The 23713-nt window shown below is 43.0% G+C and carries 22 protein-coding genes and 1 tRNA gene; 16 read left to right on the top strand and 7 right to left on the bottom strand.

From position 1 onward, the window contains the following. Positions 1-142 precede the first annotated feature (142 nt). Positions 143-724 carry an RNA polymerase sigma factor gene (locus D9Y29_RS17950; protein WP_127130753.1) on the bottom strand — a complete coding sequence of 194 codons (582 nt, stop codon included), beginning with the start codon at positions 722-724 and terminating at the stop codon, positions 143-145. A 334-nt stretch (positions 725-1058) separates the two neighbouring features. Here D9Y29_RS17950 and uvrA point away from each other — a divergent pair, with 334 nt between their 5' ends. Next, on the top strand, positions 1059-3863 hold the full coding sequence (gene uvrA, locus D9Y29_RS17945) for an excinuclease ABC subunit UvrA (RefSeq protein WP_127130751.1): 2805 nt from the start codon (positions 1059-1061) through the stop codon (positions 3861-3863). A gap of 251 nt (positions 3864-4114) precedes the next feature. Further along, complete coding sequence (locus D9Y29_RS17940) at positions 4115-4618, top strand: hypothetical protein (RefSeq protein WP_127130749.1); 504 nt, start codon at positions 4115-4117, stop codon at positions 4616-4618. Positions 4619-4977: 359 nt separating this feature from the next. Here the strand turns inward: D9Y29_RS17940 and D9Y29_RS17935 are convergent, their stop codons facing one another. Together D9Y29_RS17935 and D9Y29_RS17930 are read right to left on the bottom strand one after the other, a co-directional pair. Then, complete coding sequence (locus tag D9Y29_RS17935; RefSeq protein ID WP_127130747.1) at positions 4978-5406, bottom strand: DUF4293 family protein; 429 nt, start codon at positions 5404-5406, stop codon at positions 4978-4980. A 106-nt stretch (positions 5407-5512) separates the two neighbouring features. After that, positions 5513-6793, bottom strand: a complete 1281-nt coding sequence (locus tag D9Y29_RS17930) for a serine hydroxymethyltransferase (RefSeq protein ID WP_127130745.1) — start codon at positions 6791-6793, stop codon at positions 5513-5515. 103 nt (positions 6794-6896) lie between these two features. On the opposite strand from D9Y29_RS17930, the gene D9Y29_RS17925 reads away from it, so the two are divergent. Together D9Y29_RS17925 and D9Y29_RS17920 are read left to right on the top strand one after the other, a co-directional pair. Next, positions 6897-7895: a sugar phosphate nucleotidyltransferase gene (locus D9Y29_RS17925; RefSeq protein ID WP_127130743.1), complete on the top strand. Its 999-nt coding sequence runs from the start codon at positions 6897-6899 to the stop codon at positions 7893-7895. Between the two features lie 199 nt (positions 7896-8094). Further along, on the top strand, positions 8095-8502 hold the full coding sequence (locus tag D9Y29_RS17920; protein WP_164735462.1) for a carboxypeptidase-like regulatory domain-containing protein: 408 nt from the start codon (positions 8095-8097) through the stop codon (positions 8500-8502). Between the two features lie 241 nt (positions 8503-8743). Here D9Y29_RS17920 and D9Y29_RS17915 read toward each other — a convergent pair whose 3' ends face one another. From D9Y29_RS17915 to D9Y29_RS17900, 4 genes are all read right to left on the bottom strand, one after another. After that, complete coding sequence (locus tag D9Y29_RS17915; protein WP_127130739.1) at positions 8744-9538, bottom strand: hypothetical protein; 795 nt, start codon at positions 9536-9538, stop codon at positions 8744-8746. Between the two features lie 131 nt (positions 9539-9669). Next, complete coding sequence (locus D9Y29_RS17910) at positions 9670-10965, bottom strand: ABC transporter permease (protein WP_127130737.1); 1296 nt, start codon at positions 10963-10965, stop codon at positions 9670-9672. Positions 10966-10976: 11 nt separating this feature from the next. Further along, positions 10977-11909, bottom strand: a complete 933-nt coding sequence (locus tag D9Y29_RS17905; protein WP_127130735.1) for an ABC transporter ATP-binding protein — start codon at positions 11907-11909, stop codon at positions 10977-10979. A 114-nt stretch (positions 11910-12023) separates the two neighbouring features. Continuing rightward, positions 12024-13607 carry an NAD(P)/FAD-dependent oxidoreductase gene (locus D9Y29_RS17900; protein ID WP_127130731.1) on the bottom strand — a complete coding sequence of 528 codons (1584 nt, stop codon included), beginning with the start codon at positions 13605-13607 and terminating at the stop codon, positions 12024-12026. 315 nt (positions 13608-13922) lie between these two features. Here D9Y29_RS17900 and D9Y29_RS17895 point away from each other — a divergent pair, with 315 nt between their 5' ends. From D9Y29_RS17895 to D9Y29_RS17840, 12 genes are all read left to right on the top strand, one after another. Then, on the top strand, positions 13923-14240 hold the full coding sequence (locus D9Y29_RS17895) for a hypothetical protein (protein ID WP_127130729.1): 318 nt from the start codon (positions 13923-13925) through the stop codon (positions 14238-14240). A gap of 282 nt (positions 14241-14522) precedes the next feature. Continuing rightward, positions 14523-15956 (top strand): chromosomal replication initiator protein DnaA, encoded by a 1434-nt coding sequence (gene dnaA, locus D9Y29_RS17890; protein ID WP_127130727.1) that lies wholly within the window; start codon positions 14523-14525, stop codon positions 15954-15956. Between the two features lie 145 nt (positions 15957-16101). Then, a tRNA-Ser gene (locus D9Y29_RS17885) sits at positions 16102-16192 on the top strand. A gap of 250 nt (positions 16193-16442) precedes the next feature. After that, positions 16443-17693, top strand: coding sequence for a site-specific integrase (locus tag D9Y29_RS17880; protein WP_127130725.1), 1251 nt, complete (start codon positions 16443-16445; stop codon positions 17691-17693). 96 nt (positions 17694-17789) lie between these two features. After that, the gene (locus tag D9Y29_RS17875) at positions 17790-18200 is read left to right on the top strand and encodes a plasmid mobilization protein (protein WP_127130723.1); all 411 of its coding nucleotides are present in this window, start codon (positions 17790-17792) and stop codon (positions 18198-18200) included. A 219-nt stretch (positions 18201-18419) separates the two neighbouring features. Beyond that, on the top strand, positions 18420-18701 hold the full coding sequence (locus D9Y29_RS17870) for a hypothetical protein (RefSeq protein WP_127130721.1): 282 nt from the start codon (positions 18420-18422) through the stop codon (positions 18699-18701). Between the two features lie 21 nt (positions 18702-18722). Next, complete coding sequence (locus D9Y29_RS17865) at positions 18723-19124, top strand: hypothetical protein (protein WP_127130719.1); 402 nt, start codon at positions 18723-18725, stop codon at positions 19122-19124. After that, positions 19106-19372: a hypothetical protein gene (locus tag D9Y29_RS17860; protein ID WP_127130716.1), complete on the top strand. Its 267-nt coding sequence runs from the start codon at positions 19106-19108 to the stop codon at positions 19370-19372. Before D9Y29_RS17865 ends, D9Y29_RS17860 begins: the two co-directional genes overlap by 19 nt. 83 nt (positions 19373-19455) lie before the next feature. Beyond that, positions 19456-19776, top strand: a complete 321-nt coding sequence (locus D9Y29_RS17855) for a DUF6922 domain-containing protein (RefSeq protein WP_127130714.1) — start codon at positions 19456-19458, stop codon at positions 19774-19776. Next, entirely contained in the window at positions 19734-20435 is a 702-nt protein-coding gene (locus D9Y29_RS17850; protein WP_127130712.1) for a nucleotidyl transferase AbiEii/AbiGii toxin family protein, read from the top strand. Before D9Y29_RS17855 ends, D9Y29_RS17850 begins: the two co-directional genes overlap by 43 nt. Before the next feature lie 205 nt (positions 20436-20640). Continuing rightward, positions 20641-22695, top strand: a complete 2055-nt coding sequence (locus D9Y29_RS17845; protein ID WP_127130710.1) for a hypothetical protein — start codon at positions 20641-20643, stop codon at positions 22693-22695. Next, complete coding sequence (locus D9Y29_RS17840) at positions 22670-23665, top strand: tetratricopeptide repeat protein (RefSeq protein ID WP_127130708.1); 996 nt, start codon at positions 22670-22672, stop codon at positions 23663-23665. The genes D9Y29_RS17845 and D9Y29_RS17840 overlap by 26 nt, the downstream gene beginning before the upstream one ends. Positions 23666-23713 lie beyond the last annotated feature (48 nt).

Genomic DNA, 23713 nt, shown 5'->3' with positions numbered 1-23713 from the left:
GCAAAGAAATGGTACTGGTTGAGTCAAATTCTATTCATCGTTCTGCTCTGAAAAACAGGCTTCGTACTGTCTGTTTTTCTCAATTCTTTTTGTTGAACAAGAGGTTCAGTGAAAAGTTCAATGGCTTTGAAAAAATGCGTGCTTATAAAGCGATCTTTTTTTGCGTCATCATTTTGCGCAGGTTGATCAGGCCGTAACGCATTCTTCCCAAAGCGGTGTTGATACTGCAATTGGTGAGGGATGCGATCTCTTTGAAGCTCATGTCTGCATAATGACGCAGAATGATCACTTCACGCTGATCGTCTGGCAAAAGGTCCAGCATCTGACGAACCCTGTCGTAGCTTTGACGTTTCATCATTTTCTGATCTGCACCATCTTCCGTAAAATTGATCACTTCAAAAATATCCCGGTCATCACTTGTTTTGATAGCCGGTGTTCTTTTTACTTTTCTGAAATGGTCTACACACAGGTTGTGTGCAATGCGCATTGCCCAGGGCAGGAACTTTCCTTCCTCAGTGTAACGGCCGCTACGGATTGTGTCGATGATCTTGATAAGCACATCCTGGAAGATATCCTCTGCGAGGTACTTGTCTTTTACGAGGAACAGGATGGAAGTGTACATTTTGTCTTTGTGACGGAGAACCAACGTTTCAAGGGCATAAAGATCCCCATCCTGGAAGTCCTGGATGAGTTCATGGTCGGTCTTTTTGCGTAGTAAATTCATAAACTTCTACGGGTTTTGAAGGTTAGGATATATAAATGGATTTTATTGTTTAGGTCGGCTTTTCAGTGTAGAAGTAACTAGGTCAATAGGCTGTATAGTTTAATGTTAGTTTTTATTGTCGGTTTAGTGAATTAAAGATAGAGACTTTTTTGAAATAAGCAAACTTTAACCATATTTTTAAAACTTTTACATACTATTGAATATGACTTATTTAACATAGGTCAAATTGATTGATTTAAGTCAAATTTTGGGGCATTTCCGTTAAACTTTCTGCCTTTCCGGATGTAGTATACAATATTCTCCCGATTGCAATAATTTTGTGCTCCATTATAATATGACAGTTACAACAAAAAAGAGTAAAGCCGCTTCCAAAAAGGCCGGATCTCCCAATATACAAGACAGCATCTACGTTAAAGGCGCTCGCGTTCACAACCTGAAAAATGTTTCAGTGAGTTTTCCGCGCAATAAGTTCATTGTGGTAACAGGTGTTTCCGGATCAGGAAAATCGTCGCTCACTATCGATACACTTTTTGCGGAAGGACAACGCCGTTATGCAGAAAGTCTCAGCGCATACGCACGCCAGTTCATGGCAAGAATGGTGAAGCCCGATGTTGACTTCATTAAAGGACTTTGTCCTGCTATCGCCATCGAACAAAAAGTGATCACCCGCACTCCGCGGTCCACAGTTGGCAGTATGACGGAGATCTATGATTATCTCCGCCTGTTGTTCGCACGAACAGGAAAAACCATCTCACCTGTTTCCGGTCAGGAAGTGAAAAAAGATGATGTGGCCGATGTGATCGAAGCCATCAAAAAACAAAAGCCGGGCGACAAAGTGCTCATGCTGATCCCTTTCAAGCAACACAAGAACCGCAAACCGCAGGAAGAACTGAATATCCTCCTGCAAAAGGGGTTCACCCGTATCTACGATGGCGAAGTGCAAAGCATCGAAGACCTGCTGGAAGCAAAAAGCTGGAAGCCTGCCAAAGAAACCTATGTGCTGGTAGACCGTATGATCGTTAAGGATTTTGATGAAGATGATATTCATCGCATGGGCGATTCCATCGGTACCGCTTTCTATGAAGGCGAAGGCAGCATGTTAATTGAAGTGAATGGTTCCACAAAAAGGACCTTCTCCAATAAATTTGAACTGGACGGCATCATATTCGAAGAGCCGGTCCCCAATCTCTTTTCATTCAACAATCCCTTCGGCGCCTGCCCAACCTGCGAAGGTTTCAGCCAGGTACTGGGGATCGATGAAGACCTGGTGATACCCGACAAACGTTTAAGTGTATACGAAATGGCCGTTGCTCCCTGGAAAGGGGAGAAGCTCGGCTGGTGGAGAGACCAGTTCATCAAAGGTGCGCGCAAGTTCGATTTCCCCATTCATAAGCCTGTCATCGATCTTACAAAAGAACAGTATGCCACACTTTGGAAGGGCAATGAATTTGTACAGGGCATCAATGATTTCTTCCGAGAGGTGGAAGCCAATTTATATAAAGTGCAATACAGGGTATTGCTGAGCCGCTACCGCGGAAGAACGCAATGTCCTGATTGTAATGGCTACCGTCTTCGCAAGGAAGCGCTTTATGTAAAAGTTGGCGGCCTGCATATCGGTGAGCTTTGTGAAATGCCGGTTCGTGATCTGCAGCAATGGTTTGCTGTTCTGAAACTGAGCGAGTATGATCAGCAGGTGGCCAGGCGCATTCTCATCGAGATCAATCACCGGTTGAAGACATTGATGGATGTTGGTCTTGGTTATCTCACGCTGAACCGTCTCGCCAATTCATTGAGCGGGGGGGAAAGCCAGCGTATCCAACTGACCCGTTCACTGGGCAGCAATCTCACCAACTCTTTGTATATCCTGGATGAGCCGAGTATCGGCCTCCACTCGAGAGATACTGAAAGATTGATCCGCGTATTGAAAGAGCTGCGTGATCTCGGCAACACCGTTGTTGTTGTTGAGCACGATGAACTGATGATGCGTGAAGCCGATCATATCATCGATATGGGCCCGCTGGCTTCACATCTTGGAGGAGAAGTAGTGGCAGCAGGCAATTACGATGAGATCATCAATAATGAGAACAGTCTAACCGGTAAATACCTGAAAGGTGAAATGACCATCGATGCACCGAAGACGGTCCGCAAATGGACGCGCTCCATCAAAGTAGAAGGCGCCCGTCAGAACAACCTGCAGAATGTAACAGCCGAGTTTCCGCTGAATACTTTCACGGTGGTGAGCGGTGTGAGCGGAAGTGGCAAAACCACCCTGGTGAAACAGATCCTGTATCCCGGTCTGCAAAAGATCAAAGGAGAGTTTACCGATAAAGTGGGCTTACACAAAAGCATTACAGGAGATATCGACCTGATAGCGCAGATCGAGATGGTGGATCAGAACCCCATCGGAAAATCATCCCGTTCCAATCCTGTAACTTATATCAAAGCATACGATGAGATCCGCGATCTCTATGCCAAACAACCGCTCAGCAAAACACGCGGCTTCCAGCCCAAACATTTTTCCTTCAACGTAGACGGCGGAAGGTGTGATGCCTGCAAAGGTGAAGGCGAACAAATTGTGGAAATGCAGTTCCTCGCGGATGTGCATCTCACCTGTGAAGTATGTGGTGGAAAGAAATTCAAAGAAGAAGTACTGGAAGTGCAATACAAAGGCAAGAGCATTTATGATATCCTTGAGCTAAGTGTTGACGAGGCCCTGGAATTCTTTGCAGCAGAAAAAGATATTGTGAACCGTGTACGTCCTCTCAGTGATGTGGGACTTGGCTATGTAAAACTCGGACAATCATCCGATACACTCTCCGGCGGTGAGGCGCAACGTGTTAAGCTGGCATCCTTCCTCGGCAAGGGGAAGGGGCAGGGACAAATCCTCTTCATCTTTGACGAGCCCACTACAGGTTTGCATTTCCACGATATCCGCAAACTGCTGGCCAGCTTCAATGCACTGATCGAGCAGGGGCATAGCATTCTTGTGATCGAGCACAATACAGATGTGATCAAGAGTGCAGACTGGGTGATAGATCTCGGTCCTGAAGCCGGCGATGGCGGCGGCACCATCGTGTATGCCGGCGTTCCATCCGGACTGAAAAAAGTAAAAGAAAGCTATACAGGCAAATTCCTGTAAATAAGCCTCAAATATCAGATCAGGCCGGAGATGATCAGTCTCCGGCCTGTTTTATTTACTTGCGCAGCGGCCAGTCGCTCGCCTCCCGGCGAGTGACCTGTATTTGTTCGCCTCCGGCGAACTGTCGCCAGTGACGACAAAACAAAAGTCACTCGCCTGGAGGCGAGCAACTGGCCACACCCTTGTCCTGCACTTTAACTTTTTTACCTCTTCGGCTTATCTTTTCTTTGCTTCACAATTTCAGCGCTGGTATGTTCCGAATTCTACTTTTCTTCTTTTTCATTTTTACTGTTCATTTTTCCAATGCGCAGCAGATCTCTGTTGCCGAGTTGAGGAAGTTCATGGACTATGATCATTTCCGCATCGATACCACACTCAAAAAGAGAGGTTATCTCCTGATGCAGAAAGATATCGATTCCACCAGTTCCCTCTACCAGTACTCGCATATAGATCACAGGGAAGAAGATAAAGATGGCAGGCCTACCGTTATCCGCTCCGTACAATACATGGATGTGAACACTGAAAAATACAGCAGCCGTCTTTTCACTTACCGGACCTACGACAAAGAAGAATACAAAGACATATCCTCGTACCTGCTCTCACACAATTTCAGGTGTACCGAAAAATACAAATTCCAGGGCGCAGAGAACCTCATATATAACAGTGGGGGCCAAACGATCCGCATCAAGATCTTCACCACCCCAATGGGAGATGGCCGTAAATTCACAGCTTACGAAGTAGAGCTCGGTAAATAATTTTCACTTAACATATTTCTATATAAAACAGGTGGCCAAACGGTCGCTTGTTTTTATATAGAACCACTTTACGAAGAACAAGCAATAAAATTATTCTTTACTCAAGTCTGCTGCACCTTTACCACCATAAAGCCGCCCCGCAGGGAGATTCGCAAATGGCGTGGGTAGGTTGTTGGAGGCCTTCGAAACAAAAGTTCCAAAGCTCAACAATGAACAGTAGCTCATCCTCCGCACCAAAGTAAAAAGGTTATCCAACTGCGCTGGTTTGTTTCACAGCCTCCAACAACCTACCCACGCCATTTGCAGCAATAAAAAAGGCTGACCCAATTGGACCAGCCACAATGATATTTAAATGATTTCTATCTCAGTCTATCCAAACTCTTCACCAGTTTCTGGTCCCTGTAAATACCACGCAGCGCGAGGAACAGCATGATAGGCACAACCAGTGCAACCAGAGCTGAGATCCCATAATTGCCTTCGCCCGGAACGAATTTTTTCGTTTGCAGGTAGAAGAGCAAGAGGTTGAGCAGTGAAAGCACCAGGGCAATGCCCACCAGTTTGATCTGCAATTTCCTGTCTTTGAAAATAAAGATAGATATCAGCGCCAGCAGACCGGTTGCCACTGTAGTGATCAGGAGCAACGTACTGGTTTGTGCAGTGAGGGCGGCGAATTGTTTGATGGCCATTCCCTCCTGGACCATATTGCCGGTATAGAAAAACAGTTTCAATGTCAGGAAGGCTGCAATGGCAGCCAGCAGCAACCATATCGTTTGTATACGTTGGATCATAATGGTTAGTTTGACAGTCCCAAAAATAATCAATTGTCCGTTACTTCCGCATCAAAAGAAAAGCCTGCCGTGTTTGGCAGGCTTTCCTGTTTATGAAATGAATTGATTATCCAAGTTCGGGATAAAGCGGGAACTGCTTCATGAAAGCGTTCACATCATTCTTAACACCGGTGATGGTTGCTTCATCATCGATATTGGTGAGTACTTTGTCTATAAAGCCGGCAACAGTTTCCATATGCGCTTCATTCATGCCTCTTGAAGTGATGGCGGGAACTCCGATACGGATACCGCTGGTAACAAACGGGCTCTTATCGTCGAAAGGCACTGCATTCTTGTTGAGGGTGATATGTGCTTTATCCAGTGTTTCCTGCGCTTTTTTACCGGTGAGGTTCTTGTTGCGGAGGTCGATCAGCATCAGGTGGTTATCTGTACCGTTGCTGATGAGGTTGTAGCCGCGGTTCACCATTGCTTTGGCCATTGCCTGCGCATTGTTGATCACGTTCTTTCCATAAACGGTGAACTCATCAGTGAGGATCTCGCCGAAAGCGATGGCTTTGGCTGCGATCACGTGCTCCAGTGGTCCACCCTGTGCGCCTGGGAATACGGCGAGGTCAAGCAGCTGGCTCATGGTGCGTGTATTGCCTTTTGGATCTTTCAGGCCCCATGGGTTCTCGAAATCATGGCGCAGCATGATGATGCCACCACGTGGTCCGCGTAATGTTTTGTGTGTAGTGGAAGTTACAATATGGCAATGATCGAAAGGATCATTGAGAAGCCCCTTGGCGATGAGGCCTGCAGGGTGTGCAATATCTGCCATTACGAGAGCGCCGATCTTGTCTGCAACTGCACGGATGCGTGCATAGTCCCAGTCGCGACTGTAAGCAGAAGCTCCGCAGATGATCATCTTTGGTTTTTCTGCGAGGGCAACCTGTTCCAGTTGATCGTAGTCAACGAGGCCGGTATCTTTTTTCACACCGTAATGCAGCGCCTGGTAGTATTTGCCGGAAATATTAGCGGGGCTGCCATGTGTGAGGTGCCCGCCCATACTGAGGTCCAGACCGAGGATCTTATCACCTGGTTTGAGACAGGCGAGGAACACGGCTGAATTGGCTTGTGCACCGGAGTGGGGTTGCACGTTGGCCCAGGAGGCGTTGAATATTTTTTTGAGGCGTTCGATGGCCAGGGTCTCGATCTCATCAATGACTTCACAGCCGCCGTAATAACGTTTGCCAGGATAGCCCTCTGCATACTTGTTAGTAGCAACAGAGCCCATAGCCTGTATTACCTGCAGCGATGTGAAATTTTCAGATGCGATCAGTTCAATGCCGTGGCGTTGGCGGTCCAGTTCCTTACGGAGGAGGTCAAAAACGAGCGTGTCTTTTTGCATGGCGCAAAAATAGTGAGAACGCCCCATAATTTTCACTATTTTCACGGTTTCGTAAGGAACCAGCTTTGTTGTTTTTCGATAAGCTGAAAAACAGAATTTCGATATGAAGGCAATTATTCCCGTAGCCGGTGCAGGCACCAAACTACGGCCACATACATATACTCAACCCAAGGCTCTCATCCCGCTTGCTGGAAAAACAATCCTCAGCATCATCGTGGACCAACTGAAGAGTGCAGGGATCGATGAATACATTTTTATCATAGGTTATCTCGGACAAAAGATCCAGGACTATGTAAAAGATACTTACCCCGATATCAAAGCGCATTTTGTACACCAGACCGAAAGGCATGGGATTGGCCATGCAATACAACTGACCAAAGACATCGTTGCAGACGATGAGATCTTTGTAGTATTGGGCGATACCATCTGCGAGTATGATGTAAAAGCTGTGCTTGATATGCCGCATTCCGCGCTTGGTCTGAAGAGGGTTGACGATCCACGGGAATTCGGCGTGGCCGAGATCGGGGAGGACGGATTTATCAGCCGTGTGGTGGAAAAGCCGCAGATCCCCAAATCCAATATGGCGCTGGTGGGCATTTACCGGATCAAGGAATCTGCATTCCTTTTTCAATGCCTGGAAAGTAATGTGCGTAACCAGGTGATGACGCGCGGCGAATATTCATTTACAGATGCGCTGGAGTGTATGATCCGCAATGGCGCCAGGGTCCAGGCCTTCAAAGTGCAGAACTGGTTCGATTGCGGAAAGAAAGATACACTGCTGGAATCCAATGCCACCATGCTGAAGAAATTCGGAAGTATGATCTCCCAGGACCATAACTTCGAGAATACCATTATAGTTCCTCCTGTCAGCATTGCCAGGGGCTGCGATATCCGCAATTCCATTGTGGGTCCCAACGTGAGCATTGGTGAAAAGACCGTAGTCAATTATTCTATCGTCAAGAACTCCATAATCGGCTCATTTGCTGATCTGTACGATATTGTTCTCAGCGAATCTCTCATCGGCAGCGACACAGAAGTGAAGGGCGAAAGCCGGAGTCTAAACATTGGTGACAATACGGAGATCGATCTCGGCAAATCATGACAATTTTCCCTTAAAATTTTTGTAAAGCTTCACCCTGTATCAGGGAGATTGAGTAACTTTCATGGCTGAATGCAACATTCAGATTAGCTGTCTTGTCTTTTTACAGAGAAGACAGAGCATGGACAGTGTGAACGGCAGGTAATCAACTTTGCCAACCTTTTAAACTCCTATTATGAGAGTTCGGAAAAAAATGCTCCTTATGACGGCAATCCTGCCGCTGGCCCTTTTAGCCAAAGCTAACAATGGAAACAAAGGGGAGAAGGAGCGCGGAAAAACAGAACCTGTTTTGTATGGCATGGTAGCTGATGCTACCACCAAAAAGCCTGTGCAGGGAGTAACATTATCCATTACTACTGCAGCGAAGGGGCAGGAGAACGCGAAGGATAGAAAAGAATTTGTAACCGATGCGGCAGGCCAGTTCAAAGTGCCACTGATGCCGCCGGGTGAGGTGGTGATCGTGTTAGAGAAGAAAGGCTACAAGACTTACAAGAAAGAGAATGTGATTATCAAAGAAGGAGTTTCCCTTAAAATGAATTTAGATCTGACCGCCGATGAAGATGAAAGTGACGTATTTCATCCTTTAATGAGGATGATGGACGGTGATTAATACACATCGGGGTTTACCCACAGTAAGAAGCCGCTTTGTAATACAAGGCGGCTTCTTGTTTTTAGCAGGATGCTGCAGTCGCTCGCCTCTGGCGAGTGACAACTATTTTGTCGCCTCCGGCGACATAATGTTCGCCAGAGGCGAACAAATACAAGTCACTCGCCAGAGGCGAGCGACTGCAGCTCCCTGTTATAAAAACGGAGCTGAGAACAGCTCCGCGTATAACACAAATGAGAAAACACTAATCGTGTAAAAAATCAAAACTTCCGTCTTTCTTCTTCAGAGTAACGGAATCTTTTTTGAAATACTTTTTGTATTTGTTGGTCACTGTCTCCGGTTGTTCATTGCCGTTAATGCTGAGCTTGCCGTTTTTGTAGCGGATAGAATAATCTTTCTTGGTATCGATCAATCCATCTGCTTCCATGGCATAGATCATCTCCTGGTATCCCTTCAGTTCGATCTCTGCTTTTTTGATCCCTTCTTCTGCGCTGCGGATCGATTTTTCAATATTCAGTTTATCGAACCTGATATTTTCTTTGGCTTCAGCAATCTGCTTCTTAGCGCGTTCGATCTGCTCCTTCACTTGTTTCTCGTGACGTTCCTGGCTCAGCTGGTGTTCCTTTTTTGCTTTTTCCATTTGCAGTTTTACTTTTTCCATCACTTCTTTGCTGATGTGTTCAGTTACTCCCCGGGATTGCTCAACAGCTTCTTCCACCTGGCGTTGAATGGCATCGAAATCAATTTGCTTCAGCGCTTCTTCAGCATGAAGCTGCGCTTTTTCGATTTCGATCTGGTCCAGGGACCTGATCATTTCTTCCTGTGCCTTTTTCCAGTCTTTGGTCATTTGCTTCTGCAGGCTGGTCCTTGCTTTTTCCAGTTGGTCCAGCTCTTTGTCCAGATCCTTCAGGTATTGTTTCTTAGCAGGGTCTTTGGATTTTTCCTGGGCAAATACAGGGGAGGCGATGAACGCTCCGGCGATGGCAACTGCCGCCAGCATGGGGTGGGCAGTAAGTCTGTTAATGATTGACAATTTCATGCGAACATGGTTTTTAGTAATATACGATGATTTTCGTAATTAAGTACGATAGTTTTCGTAAAATGTTGCATGATTAAAAAGAAAAGGGTGCATCTTTCGATACACCCTTTGAAACTTATCTAGATATATTGTCAGTTACTTCTAAAAGCCCATTTCCACATTTCTTTCCAGGTAACTTTTTTACCGTAGAGCAGGATACCTGTGCGGTAGATCTTTCCGGCAAGCCAGGTGGTGCCGAGGAAGCCGATTACTAAAAGCACCATGCTGGTGATCAGTTCCCAAACGGCCACGCCATCGGGGATGCCATGTGCCACGCGGGCCATCATAACAACAGGTGAAGTGAGTGGGAACAGGCTACCGAATACGGCGAGGCTGCTGGTAGGATCATTCACTGCTTTCATGGCGATCACGATTGCGAAGATGATGGGCAATGTGATGGGCAGCATCAGGCTTTGTGCATCCTGCGGGTCTTCATTCACGGCGCTGCCAACAGCAGCGAAGAGAGAGGAATACAAAAGATAGCCGCCCAGGAAATAGAAAAGGAAACAAGGCAGGAGCAGGGGAAGCATTTCTTTCACCTGGTCAAGGAAGCTGGCCGCTCCACCCTGTGGCATTTGTTGGGCCACATCTGCCATCTGGCCGGCGGCTGGAGTGTTAACACCCATTACAAGTGTTACTACCAGGTTCATCGTAACGCCCAGTACGATCCATATGAGGAACTGTACAAGCCCTACTGCGCCGATACCAAAGATCTTGCCCATCATCAATTGTATGGGCTTTACGCTGCTCACGATCACTTCGGCAATGCGGTTCACTTTTTCTTCCATCACACCACGCATTACCATGGTGCCGTAAATGAATAATACAATATAGATCAGGAAGCCGGAGATCATGCCTACTGCATATGCAACACCGGATTTATCCTGTTTCTTATCGCTTTCCAGTTTATTGATATCGAGTATGGCATCACGTTGTACACTGTCCAGTTGTGCTTTTGAAACGTAAGCCAGCATTTTGTGTTCCTTTATCTGGCTGTTGATCCTCTTTTCCACTTTTTCCCTGGTGATCAGTCCCAGCGATTTTGCGGTTCTGATTCGTATAGAATCGGTGGCAGAGTTGAATTGTTCGGGAATGTACATATAGCCGTTATAGCTGCCTGACTGCACACTGTCGCGCAGTTGATTTTCCTTTAATCCATTCTGGAAAACGAAACTGATGTCTCCATCATTTTTCAGATTGCCTTCGAATACGTTTGACTGGTCTGATACCAGCACTTTTACAGCATCTCCGCCTTTAACGGAGAACCAGATGATGGCGGCATAGAACCCTGCAAAGAGCAGGGGTAATAATATCGTTGTCAGCAGGAAGGTCTTTTTACGAACCCTGCTGGTAAATTCTCTCTGTGCTATTATCCAGGTCTTGTTCATGGTCAGTTGTTTTAAGCGTTGATCGATTCAAATTGACGGGCAGTGGGCGTGCCATCCACCAGCCGGATAAAGATCTCGTTGAGCGATGGCAGTATTTCCTGGAAAGCGGTTATACCTGTGGGTTGGTCCAGGAAGAATTGCAGCACATCATTGGGTTTTCGGCCATCGTGGATCTTCACTACCAGATCGTGCTGGTTTTGATCGACCACTTGAAAAACATCTGATATGATTGATTTCGGATTTTCTTCGAAGCTGATGCGGAAGAGATGTTCCTTGAACTGTTGTTTTACCTGTTTTACTGTGCCGTCCAGGATCTTTTGTCCTTTGTTCACAAGGATGATATGATCGCAGATCTCTTCCACCTGTTCCATGCGGTGAGTACTGAAGATGATGCTGGCGCCGTTTTTGGCGAGCCGGTAGATCTCGTCCTTGATAAGGTTGGCGTTTACGGGATCGAGACCTGAGAAGGGCTCGTCCAGGATGATGAGTTTCGGTTCATGGAGAACGGTAGTAACAAATTGCAGTTTCTGGCTCATACCTTTACTAAGGTCTTCCACTTTTTTATTCCACCAGCTCTGCATATCGAAGCGGATGAACCATTCTTTCACTTTCTCTGTGGCGGCAGTCTTGCTCATTCCCTTGAGTTGAGCGAGATAGACGGCCTGTTCCCCGATCTTCATCTTTTTATACAAACCACGTTCTTCCGGCATATAGCCTGTGAGAAGAATATCGGTCTGTGTATTGAAAGGTTTTCCGTTGAACAGGATCTCACCCTCGTCCGGGTAGAAGATTCCGGTGATCATTCTGATGAGGGTGGTTTTGCCGGCTCCGTTGGGGCCCAGCAGTCCGAATATGCTTCCGGGTGCCAGTGAGAAACTGATATCGTCCACTGCTTTCTGGGTAGCATAATACTTCCTGAGGTTCCTGACTTCAAGGATGTTCATGAATAATGCTTTGGTGAAGTTGAAAAAATAGGGGTTACGTCCCCGTAAGGGTAAAGCAACCAATCTTTAGTAGCATAAAAGTTAAAATTATTACAAACGGTCCCAATAAACCTTTCATGATGGCAGCAGAACGGCATGGATGGCGGCGGCTACGCGTTCGCCGTCCATTGCGGCGCTGACGATACCTCCGGCATATCCCGCGCCTTCCGCGCAGGGATAGAGATTGGTGATCTGGGGGTGCTGCAGGGTTTCCGCATCACGTGGGATCCGTACGGGGCTTGAGGTACGGCTTTCGGTAGCCACCACTACGGCCTCATTGGTAAAGTAGCCCCGGGTGCCAAAACGGCCCGGCATCTTTTTACCAAATTCCCTGAATGCCTGTTTGAGGGAATGATGAACAAAACCGGGGAGCACTTCTTTGAGTGCTGCGGAGTGGATGCCGGGCAGGTAGGAACAGTCGGGCAGCGAAGAAGAAACTTTTCCTTCCACAAAATCGACCATCCTTTGTGCCGGCGCTACCAGCTTGCCGCCACCAGCGTTCCATGCTTTTTGTTCCACAGCCTGCTGGAAATGCATGGCTGCAAGCGCACCATATTTATTATAGGAACCGAGGTCAGAGAGTTCCACGGACACTACCATTCCTGAATTGGCATAAGGATTATTCCTTTTGGAGGGCGACCAACCATTTACCACCAGTTCCCCTTCTGCATTGGCAGCCGGAGCGATGATGCCACCCGGACACATACAAAAGGAAAAAACACCACGTTTATCTACCTGTTGCACCAGGCTATAGGAAGCCGGTGGCAGGAATTCTCCGCGTGACGGACAATGATATTGCAATTGATCGATGAGCTGTTGCGGATGTTCTATGCGCACACCGAGTGCGAAGGGTTTTGCTTCGATCAAAATCTTATTATCGTGCAGGAGTTGAAAAATATCGCGGGCGGAATGACCTGTTGCGAGGATCACCGCATCGCCGTGGAACATATCGCCCCTGGCAGTGGTGACGCCTTTGATGATCCCATCTTTGATTTGTAGTCCGGTAACTTTTTGTTCGAAAAGAAATTGGCCTCCGCAATCGATGATGGCTTCGCGGATGGCGGTGATGATCTGGGGAAGTTTGTTGGTGCCTACATGAGGGTGTGCTTCGTACAAGATCTTTTCATCTGCGCCGAACTGAACCAGTAGTTGGAGGATGCGATTTACATCGCCCCGTTTATTACTTCTTGTGTACAGTTTTCCATCACTGTAGGTACCTGCGCCACCTTCTCCGAAGCAGTAATTGCTTTCCGGGTTCACGATCCCTTCTTTGTTCATTTGTGCAAGATCCCTTCTTCTTGCCCTCACATCTTTTCCTCTTTCAAGTATGATGGGTTGAATACCAAGTTCAATAAGTTTCACTGCAGCAAACAATCCTGCCGGTCCGGCTCCAATGATCACCACCTTATTGCGGGAAGCTGATACATTGCCTAATGGGATGGCAGCAGGTGAAGCAGGGTGGAAGGGTTCATTCACGAATACATTAATGGTAAGCTGTATCCATGTTTGCTTTCCACGTGCGTCTATAGAGCGTTTGCGGATCTGGTAACCTGTAATGGAATTCGAATGTATACCGAGATGGCTGGCAGCATATTGCTGCACGATGTTTGCGTTGGCTGCTTCCGAAGGTAGTAGCCTGAGTGTAAATGTTTGTTGCATGGTGTCAGGTAGTTAACCTAAAAGACCTTTAATGGATATGGGTATTATTGTACCCGGAGCTGCAAAAGTAGTGAATGAGGGCGATAATAAACGCAAACACATCATGACGAAAATTATGTCTGTTGTGCAGATTTCGTTACAAATAATATTGAAAAAGTAGAAGTACGATTGTTGTTTTTCTTTCAGGATGGGGAAGCTTTTAAGGTATAACATTTTTCCATTTAGTGCCTGGAAAAAAGGGAAAAAATATTTTCCGGGGCGGGTCAAAAAAAAGAGGGGGAAATTGGAGTTCGTTTCAAATTATTTGTATCTTCAATGACATCAGTCATCAGTTATTTTTTTATGAAGAAATATGCCTACAGATATGAAACGCCTGGTAATTTCTTCATCCAGATTTTCTGCCAAACCACTTGCGAAAAAGATGCCGTTCAGTGGGAGCAAGATATCCGGCCGGAACAATTGTTTGTAAAGAATGTTTCGCGGTGTTTGCTTAACTATCTCTGCTACCTTACAACAACGAGTGAAGATGCTTCGGTTCAAACAGATCGTATCAATCGGCTTTGGGCGATGGGTGCTGGAATCTTTTCCACATCCTTTTTGAATGTCGACAAATTTTTTTCTGTAAAACAGTGATTGAAATTCCGGCTGATCAATTAATGCTGATCGGCAGACTACATCTGTGTTTATACGAAAAGTAAAGATTAATCTACTGTAGATAAACAATGTAGTAATTCCTAAAAAAACAAGTGAATAAAAAATTTTTTTATCCACAGGAAATCTAGATATTCGCACCCCTGCTCAAGTTTTTTTGAATGAATCGATTCAGACAAAAAATCTGAAATCCTGTGAAGAATTTTTGCGGTTGGCATGATTAAGGCATATTCCTAACTCAACATAAAAACTGCTTGTTGAATAATGGCAAAATCTTTTGACAAAGTTTGGAGCAATTGTTTGGAAATTATCAAGGACATAGTTGAGTGGCAACATTTCAAAACATGGTTTGAACCTATCAAGCCGGTTGAGTTAAAAGAAAACATTTTGGTAATCCAGGTACCCAGTCAGTTCTTTTATGAATACCTGGAGGAGCATTATGTGAATTTGTTGGCAAAGACTTTGCGTAGAGTGCTGGGTAAAGAAGCCAGGCTGGAATATCGTATCATGGTGGATAGTGGTAACCATTCCAACAAACCATTGACGATGGATGTTCCTACACATGGTTACAAAACATTTTCCAGTAATGAAATGGACTTTCCACTCATCATACACAATCCGGTAAAGAATCCGTTCGTCATTCCGGGGTTGAAGAAAATGCAGATCGATTCGCAGCTCAATCCCATATATACGTTCGAAAACTTTATTGAAGGCGATTGCAACCGGGTAGCCCGTCGTGCGGGTAAAACGGTAGCAGAGAAACCAGGAGCCAGCTCCTTCAATCCGCTGGTGATCTATGGTGGTGTAGGATTGGGTAAAACTCACCTGGCCCAGGCCATCGGTAACGAAACAAAAAGATTGCAACCTAACAAGGTAGTATTATATGTAAGCTCGGAGAAGTTCATCAACCAGTTCCAGGACCATAGCCGGAACAATGCGATCAACGACTTCATCCATTTCTACCAGCTGATAGATGTACTCATCATCGATGATGTACAGTTCTTCAACCGCGCAGAGAAAAGCCAGGATGCTTTCTTCGCCATCTTCAATCACCTCCACCAGAGCGGCAAACAACTGATCCTGACATCAGACAAACCGCCGAAAGACCTGGAAGGTGTACAGGAACGATTGCTTAGCCGCTTCCGCTGGGGTCTCAGTGCAGACCTGCAGGTGCCGGACTACGAGACCCGCATCGAGATCCTGGAGCGCAAGATGAAGAACGACGGTCTTGAAATGCCGCGCGAAGTAGTAAAGTACCTGGCCTATAATGTGAACAACAATGTCCGCGAGCTCGAAGGCGCGCTGATCTCATTATTGGCACAATCTTCGCTGAATAAGCGGGAAATTGACCTCGATTTGGCAAAAAGAGTACTCCGTAATTTCGTGAAAACCAGCAGCAAAGAAATTACCATCGAGACGATCCAAAAGATGGTATGTGAGTATTTTGATGTGCCGTATGACAAGCTGTTGCAGAAAACCCGGAAACGGGAGATTGTTCAGGCCCGTCAGATCACAATGTACCTGGCGAAGGCATTTACCAAGAATTCATTGAAAACCATCGGTGAACATTTTGGTGGAAGGGACCACACTACGGTTATCCATTCCTGCCAGACTGTAAAAGACCTGATGGACACAGATAGTACCTTCCGCGAAAGCGTGATGGAGTTGCAACAGAAAGTGCAACTGGCAGCCATGTAAATCTGATAAGATATTATTTATGACAAATCCCGCTCTGATCAGCGGGATTTGTTTTTTATAATGTTGAGAATAAAAAGATTAATTGAGTTTGGAAATTGGAATTTTCCACTTATTTTTGCCGTCCATTAAGCGGAATGCTTATTACGGTGAGGTGCCTGAGTGGCCGAAAGGGCCGGTTTGCTAAACCGTTGTACGAGCTTAAACTTGTACCGAGGGTTCGAATCCCTCCCTCACCGCTGGATAGATTTCAAAATGATTTAAAAGGTTCATAAGACGTTGGTTTTATGAGCCTTTTTTAATTTCCGGCATCGATTTGAATCAAATGAAATCAAGTGATTCGGTGTCAAATTCGGTGCAAGTAACTTTTTCCTACATTTACTTGCACCGAATTCCCACACAACTCCCTACTGATAAGCATTTGAACCTACCTGCAGGCTTTTGAATAACGATTATTAAAAAATCAAAAAAAGCAAAGGAGGTTCTAAAATGGAACACAGGATCAGTACACTGTTTTATGTAAGAAAATCCCAAAAGACAAGAAATGGATTAGCGCCGGTACATTTCCGGATTACAGTCAATGGTGAACGAATAGACCAAAGTTTACAAAAGTATGTTGAGGTTGCGCGGTGGGGTGCGGCTGCGGGGAAAATGAAAGGAAACACCCCGGAGGCGCGGCAACTCAATACTTACTTAGACGCGCTAAAAGCGAAGGTTTTGAAAACTGAACGCGAAATGGTGCAGGATGGTCAGATCATAACATTTGAAGCTTTTCGTGAAAAGTGGTTTGGAACCGCTGAAAGGCCGAGAATGTTGCTGGAGATCTTCCAGGAACACAACGACCAGGTATTGGCGTTAATCGGTAAAGAATTCGCTCAGGCAACACTAACCCGCTTCAATACTTCAAAAGACCATGTTGCTGCATTTTTGCAATGGAAGTATGAAATCCGCGATATCGACATTTCCCGCCTGAATTTTGAATTTGTCAGCGATTATGAGTTTTGGTTGAAAACTCAAAAGAACTGCGGTCATAACACAACTCTTAAATATATCGCTGATCTCCGAAAAGTGATTAACAATTGTATTCGCAAAGGTTGGTTGGTTCGTGATCCTTTCCTCGGCTTCAAAATGACAAGACATGAGGTTGATAAAGATTTTCTCATCGAAGATGAACTACAAACAATTTTCTCCAAAGACTTCGAAACGGATCGGTTGAACCAGGTTCGTGATGTTTTTATCTTTTCCTGCTTTACTGGTCTTGCTTATGCTGATGTGCAGAAATTGAAACGAACAGAGGTAGCTCGAGGTATTGAAGGGGATTACTGGGTTTTCACAAAACGACAAAAAACGGAGACAGCTTCAAGAATTCCACTTTTGCCTGTTCCTCTGCAAATAATAGAAAAATACAAGGATCATCCTGCTTGTATCAATTCCGGCAAAATCTTACCAATTCCCAGTAATCAGAAGATGAATGCGTATTTGAAAGAAATCGCCAATATCTGCAATATTCATAAGAATCTCACTTTTCATATCGCCCGCCACACATTTGCAACAACCGTCACATTGAGTAACGGCGTCCCGATGGAATCCGTCAGCAAAATGCTCGGCCATAAAAATCTCAAAACAACCCAACACTACGCCAAGATCCTCGACAGAAAAGTGAGCGATGATATGAAACTGCTGCGGGAAAAGTTCACCGCTAAAGAAAACCTGAATAAACAGTCAAAATCTATCGGTTAAATACAACCGGCTTCGCCGGTTTTTCATGAAACCGTGCCTGTGTTTTGCACGGAGCAAGATGTATAGTTGTCAGCAACAATCAAAATCTAAAACATTATGGGAAGGAAAAAAAGAAAGGATTCTGAAGCCTTAAAACATAAAATCTTCACCAGGGTTAATGATGCCACCTTTCAGAAACTTACCGGCCTGTTAAGCCAACATCCAACTAATGATATGAGTTGCCTGCTAAGAACGATATTAACTAATCGGCCTGTAAAAGTATTCGTACATGACCAATCAATGGATTTACTCATGGAGGAGCTTGCTTCCATCAGGAAAGAGATCAACGTAATAGGGATGAATGTAAACCAAATAGCGAAGTTGTTCAATACTTACACTGCGCCGCAACAGAAAGCATTTTTTGCCAGAATTGGGTATAAAGAGTATTTGAGATTAGAAAGTAAAATTGATCGAACAATTGAGTTAATTGGAATTCTTGGTAAAAAGTGGCTTTCTGGAGAAAGTTAGTATTGGCGTGAATATTGGCGGTTGACTCATATTCGGTTTAGTCAGTCGAACATGAGATGAATTTTAGTCAAAAAATTAGCGAACGATCGGCAAACAAGAATAAGAGATTTCATAATAAAGTTTGTTGTCCTAAATACTGACGTATTCGTCATTATTTGTGAAATTCTTTATTCTCACCTTTGATAAAGGATGAAACCATATTTCACTAAATCTTTCCTTATGTCAAAAAATACGAAAACAAATCTTGCTTTGCCCGACTTTAATCTTTCGCCTGAAGTGCAAGCGCAACCTATTATTGGTATTCAACATTTCTTCAATGGGGAATCGGTGCAAAAAATAAGATTGGATTTAGATAAGCTGAAAGAAACCACGATAACGGAAAGTTATGGAGAGCTTGATAAAGATGACAAATGGTTGCTTGTGGATTTTCTTCGCAGGATCGGCAACCTAATTGAAGTTGCTCATTTGCTTAATTACAATCACACAACGCCTAAAGCCTGATTCCCTTCTATTTTTTTCCCTATGAAACAAAAAGCGAAGTTCGTCAAGGCAGGCCCTACTGTAATTAGTATTGTGTATCCTTTGGCCTTCAGAAAATTGTGTAAAGAACTCGATGTAGAGCCAGAAACTGCAATCAATTGTTTGATAAAAGAATTGACCTTTTACTCTGTAATTTTCCCTAAAAAGACTAAAGCACAAACTTTTGCTTCACTATTGTTTAACACGATGCCAGGTACAATAAGTGGTCTACCTGCCGAACCTTCGCGAAAAAAGAAAAAGATCGGATCTGATCTACTACTCTCTCTAATGAAGGCAAATAGTAAAATAGGTGATCCTGGTAAGCTTGCAAAAGAAAGAAAGCGGATCATTAGAGCCGTGTATTTGGAATATCAAAAAGGTTGTGTATGCGTCGAGAACTCTTAATAAAGATACCGGAAGACTTTGCTGTGCTTTGCACATTTTGGAATACGACACCTCAGCAGGTCGTTCAACACTACCTGGATCATGTTTCCGTTTCTGCTTCCGCTAAACGGCTGAAGATAGATCCGAGAAAGAAAACGGGATTTACAGAGAAGGAGCTGGATGTTTTAAAGAGCAAGTTGGTATGCGATCCGTTCGGGTTGGCGACTTACTTTACAATAGGTTTTGTTAATGGAAAAAGTAAGCAATAGGCTTGTACTTTATGCAATTGGACGGGTCTTAGCGAGAGAAAGATGCAATTGGCAAAGGCAGACTTTTTTCGTACATTTATAGTATGGGAGCCAAAAAATCAACAGGAAAAAACAACAAGCCCAATCTTCATAAGAGGTTATTTTGGGATTGGAAGTACGAGGCTATTGATTGGCAAGTCATTTACCCTAGTGTGATTGCCAGAGTTGTTGAGCGAGGTACTGATGAAGAAATAGAGGAGTTGATTCGTTTCTATGGAAAGCCCAAGGTGATTAATGCTTTAATGAAAGAAATATTATACTTACCCGACTATGCCGTAGATAAAGTAACTCATTATTTCAGCATTCAAAAAGAAGAATTGGCATGTTACGAAAGGAAACGGTTGAGGAAGGGACACTGGATTTGATCAAAAAATTGATGGTCGATGATGTATTTAGGGACTTTAATTTAGTTGGAGGAACTGCACTTTCCTTAATGATAGGCCATAGAAAGTCAATTGATATTGACCTCTTCACAAATAAGGATTTCAGCTCTCACGAAATCGCAGAATATTTAGCCAACCGATACAATGCAGAGAATATTCAGTCTATTAAGAATGGAGTCTTTTGCTTCATAAATAATATCAAAGTAGATATTATTGCTCACCAATATCCTTTAGTTGAAAAATTAGAAATCATAGAAAATATTCGAATGGTCTCACTTTTGGATATTGGAGCTATGAAGTTAAATGCTATCTATGATAACGGAACCAGATTAAAAGACTTTGTTGATATTTTCGCTTTGCTTCAATATTTTTCACTTGACCAATTGCTGAGTGCTTTAGGCAAGAAATATCCTGAAATCGATGTTTCAATGGTAGGAAAATCCTTGCTTTACCATGAGGATATTCAAATGAAAGAGCCTATTTATTATATTGGGCCTGAAATTAAGTGGCCGCAAATAGCGGAACGTCTTCGTAGTGCATTGCATACTCCCTCCTTAATTTTTAGTAATCATTCTGATCTTACTTTAAAACTCTTAGGAAAGTCGGCCAAACACAAAATTTCCAAACGGAAGAGGTTTTAGTTCTATTTCAGATGCTTAGAAGAAAATCAGTTTTAAAATAATCCTGAGACGCATTGATTATAGACTTAAAAACAGAAAAAAATCCAGTAAGGTAGTGAGCAGCCCAATTTTAAAAAATTTGGATGCCCGAAAATGGTCAAATCATACTTAAAGTTAATAACAACCGAAACTTTTATTATGTTGCGAACATAACTCCTAGACAAATATGCAGATCGCTGATATAAATGAATTAGTTGCGGTACTGAAAATTCAAAAAAGTAACAATTTGGGGGCAATGATTTTTCTAGGGGCTGGTGCTTCAGTTACTGGTAACGTTCCGCTTGCTGATCAATTGGCACAAGCTCTTTTGGAGAACGATTTGTATAAACCTCTTTTGAGTAATACGCCCAATAAGGAATACGGCACATTAATGGGGTGCTTGACACCTGCAATGAGAAAGGCATTTCTTAAGCCTTACATGGAAAATGCTCAAATTAATGAGACCCATCTATATGCCTCATTTTTAGTAGAATCTGGCTACATTGATACTGTTTTGACTGTAAATTTTGATCCGCTGACTTACTTACCATTTCAGTACACTAAGACGCGTCCAAACATATATGATGTTACCGGGCATTCAGGAATTGTTTTAGGCGGAATTGAATATCCTGCGATAGTCTTCTTGCACGGACAACATCACGGTTTCTGGCAGATGAATACAAATCAAGAAATGCACGCTACTTTAAGGAATACTAAGGAGGTATTAACATCTCTGTTAAGTACAAGAACTCTTATTATTATCGGATATAGTGGGAGAGACCCAATATTTCAAGTTTTACAAGAAATACCAAAATTTGAGCATAACCTGTACTGGATTGGATATAATGAATTCCCTCCACCTATTCATATTAAAGATAACTTGCTAAACGAAGAGCACAGAAGTGTGAAATTCTTGCCTGGCTTTGACAGCGATTCCTTTTTTCGAACTTTATGTAAAGAATTGGGAGTGCAGTTACCTTCAATCTTTTCCAATCCACAAAAATTTTTGCTTGAAAAAGCCAAGTTGTTAGCCGATCATAAAAATGTAGAATCCGGTCAGAGTTTGAAGGAAGAGCTTTTGAAAAGTATTAATAAGTTACAAGGGGATTACTATCAGTTTAAATTTCAAGTAATTGCTTCTCCAAATTTTGTTACTCCAGAAATACAAAAATTAATACAATCCTTAGAACAGATTATTAAGCAAGAAGAGTTTTCTAAGGCTGAGGAGCTCGCTTCTGAGGTTCTGAAAAGTAAGAATTCTATGGTCTTTGGGTTGATGTCTGAAGCTCTTACCGGGTTTGGTGATAATTTAATACAATTAGGAAAAGCATCAAACAATAAGGATCTTGTTCAGGTAGGAATTGACAAGCTCCATCTCGCAATAACATATTATCCAATTTCAGAGTTGATTTGGTGCAAGATTGGAGATGGACTAATTCTTTTAAGTAGTCTTGTTAATTGGGATTTGACGAAAGTAGATAAAGCGATTCAGAAATTTGATAATGCATTAAAGATTAATACAAAATCAGCATATCCGCGTTTTAGAAAGGGAGTTTGCTACGTAATTAAAGCAAAGATCACAGGCAACAATATTGAGCTTTGGGAGAAAGCGTTACAACAATTTAAGATTTATAATAGAAGCTCAGATAAGATGTCTGATCATCTTACTCAAATCGCAGATTTATATGCAGAATATGCAAAGCTTTCAAATTCCGGAGAAAATTATGAGAAAGCATTTGGGTATTACAAACAATCTTTCTCGATGGAGGAAGGCAATTTAGATAATTTGCTAAATTGGGCAAATGCACTTATTCAATATAGTAAATTTAAAGTGAATTCGTCAACGGAATTGTATATGGCGATTGACAAGCTGAGCGTTATTCAGAAGACAAACTCAGATTTATATAGACTACACATTCTTTTCGGATTGGCCTATTCCTTATTGGCAAAAAATTCTGGCAGTAAGACAAAAGAAAATTATGGTAAATCATATGAACATTATCAACGCGCTATAAAGATAGAGCCCGGTAACTATATTTCTTATTTTAATTGGGGTGTTTCGCTTTATGAAAAAGCGCTACAAGAGAATAGTAACTTAAAGCTATTACATGAAGCCAAAAGTAGGTTTGAAAAAGCTAATGAAATTCATGAGTATGATGAGGGCTATTTTTATTTGGGACTAATATATTGGAACATATATAATAAAACCAAAAAGAGTGCTGACCAAAAAAAAATATATTAACTATTATGAGCGAGTATTGGATCTAAATCCGAAACATTACAAAGCATTGAATAATTTAGCAGCTGCACATATTTCACTAATAAGTGAGAATGTTGATGTAGAATATAACATTTGTAAAGGTGAATTTTTGCTAGGCGAAATGTCAAAGATTAACCCCAATGATAAATCTGTTTTGCTAAACAGCGGCTCTCTGTTATTATCAAAAGGAGATTTATTAAACGAAGGACGGATTTTTAAGAAAGCATTAGATTCATATTTTAGAGCATTTACTCAAAACGGCATCGAAAGCACTTATTATTATTATGTTGCCGAAGGATTGATAAATTGGCTTAAGAGTGAAAATGGAAATGTAAGTGATGATTGGAAGAATTACGTCGATAAATATGAACAATTTATCAAAAGGCATAAAAGTTTTAGTGAATTGATGAGAGTTTGGGTTACACATTTGACACAATATATATTGGTTAATAAGGTACCAAATCAATGGTTGTTCAATAGACAAATCAAGCAGTATGAGAAGTTAATTCGACTAGATCCTGAAAATGAAGTTTTTTATTGTAACATTGGGTCAGTATATGCAATGAAGTCTGATTATGATGCGAATCAAGAAGAGGCTATTCGATCAGCGATTAAATATTATAAAATCGGACATGTTAAAGCCCCTGGCTTTGATCTCATTACTCAAGGACTTGCCACAAGTTATCAACTGCTTTATAAGACAACGAATAATGCTGAAGACTTAATAAAAGCATTTGACTATTCAGTAATTGATTATTCAAAAAGGGGCGATGGGTTTATCCTAGCTGAAATTCTTAGTATTTACAAGGAGCTTCATGAAATTGACCCTGATAATAGCACTTATCGTAAAAAGAAAATAATATCTTTAATGATAAAGCATGTCCGGATTTCGAAAACTTTTTTTTCTGCGATTGGTCGAATAATATTTCATAAACACAATCCTGTCAAATAAGTATTCCAAGTTATGTTAGATGTACTCGAGCTTTTTTCTATGTGGCCT

It is taken from the genome of Pseudoflavitalea rhizosphaerae (assembly GCF_003991355.1).
In the GTDB taxonomy this organism is placed as follows: domain Bacteria; phylum Bacteroidota; class Bacteroidia; order Chitinophagales; family Chitinophagaceae; genus Pseudobacter; species Pseudobacter rhizosphaerae.
The sequence above is the reverse complement of the archived record's forward strand: the minus strand, read 5'-3'. Positions and strand labels throughout refer to the sequence as shown.

What these genes read in the sequence shown, in the direction of transcription:
- D9Y29_RS17910 (WP_127130737.1), bottom strand. Translation starts at nt 10,965, where the DNA reads ATGAACAAGACCTGGATAATAGCACAGAGAGAATTTACCAGCAGGGTT.
- D9Y29_RS17900 (WP_127130731.1), bottom strand. Translation starts at nt 13,607, where the DNA reads ATGCAACAAACATTTACACTCAGGCTACTACCTTCGGAAGCAGCCAAC.
- D9Y29_RS17915 (WP_127130739.1), bottom strand. Translation starts at nt 9,538, where the DNA reads ATGAAATTGTCAATCATTAACAGACTTACTGCCCACCCCATGCTGGCG.
- D9Y29_RS17925 (WP_127130743.1), top strand. Translation starts at nt 6,897, where the DNA reads ATGAAGGCAATTATTCCCGTAGCCGGTGCAGGCACCAAACTACGGCCA.
- uvrA (WP_127130751.1), top strand. Translation starts at nt 1,059, where the DNA reads ATGACAGTTACAACAAAAAAGAGTAAAGCCGCTTCCAAAAAGGCCGGA.
- D9Y29_RS17940 (WP_127130749.1), top strand. Translation starts at nt 4,115, where the DNA reads ATGTTCCGAATTCTACTTTTCTTCTTTTTCATTTTTACTGTTCATTTT.
- D9Y29_RS17935 (WP_127130747.1), bottom strand. Translation starts at nt 5,406, where the DNA reads ATGATCCAACGTATACAAACGATATGGTTGCTGCTGGCTGCCATTGCA.
- D9Y29_RS17870 (WP_127130721.1), top strand. Translation starts at nt 18,420, where the DNA reads ATGTCAAAAAATACGAAAACAAATCTTGCTTTGCCCGACTTTAATCTT.
- dnaA (WP_127130727.1), top strand. Translation starts at nt 14,523, where the DNA reads ATGGCAAAATCTTTTGACAAAGTTTGGAGCAATTGTTTGGAAATTATC.
- D9Y29_RS17880 (WP_127130725.1), top strand. Translation starts at nt 16,443, where the DNA reads ATGGAACACAGGATCAGTACACTGTTTTATGTAAGAAAATCCCAAAAG.
- D9Y29_RS17875 (WP_127130723.1), top strand. Translation starts at nt 17,790, where the DNA reads ATGGGAAGGAAAAAAAGAAAGGATTCTGAAGCCTTAAAACATAAAATC.
- D9Y29_RS17950 (WP_127130753.1), bottom strand. Translation starts at nt 724, where the DNA reads ATGAATTTACTACGCAAAAAGACCGACCATGAACTCATCCAGGACTTC.
- D9Y29_RS17905 (WP_127130735.1), bottom strand. Translation starts at nt 11,909, where the DNA reads ATGAACATCCTTGAAGTCAGGAACCTCAGGAAGTATTATGCTACCCAG.
- D9Y29_RS17930 (WP_127130745.1), bottom strand. Translation starts at nt 6,793, where the DNA reads ATGCAAAAAGACACGCTCGTTTTTGACCTCCTCCGTAAGGAACTGGAC.
- D9Y29_RS17895 (WP_127130729.1), top strand. Translation starts at nt 13,923, where the DNA reads ATGACATCAGTCATCAGTTATTTTTTTATGAAGAAATATGCCTACAGA.
- D9Y29_RS17845 (WP_127130710.1), top strand. Translation starts at nt 20,641, where the DNA reads ATGCAGATCGCTGATATAAATGAATTAGTTGCGGTACTGAAAATTCAA.
- D9Y29_RS17860 (WP_127130716.1), top strand. Translation starts at nt 19,106, where the DNA reads ATGCGTCGAGAACTCTTAATAAAGATACCGGAAGACTTTGCTGTGCTT.
- D9Y29_RS17855 (WP_127130714.1), top strand. Translation starts at nt 19,456, where the DNA reads ATGGGAGCCAAAAAATCAACAGGAAAAAACAACAAGCCCAATCTTCAT.
- D9Y29_RS17865 (WP_127130719.1), top strand. Translation starts at nt 18,723, where the DNA reads ATGAAACAAAAAGCGAAGTTCGTCAAGGCAGGCCCTACTGTAATTAGT.
- D9Y29_RS17920 (WP_164735462.1), top strand. Translation starts at nt 8,095, where the DNA reads ATGACGGCAATCCTGCCGCTGGCCCTTTTAGCCAAAGCTAACAATGGA.
- D9Y29_RS17850 (WP_127130712.1), top strand. Translation starts at nt 19,734, where the DNA reads ATGTTACGAAAGGAAACGGTTGAGGAAGGGACACTGGATTTGATCAAA.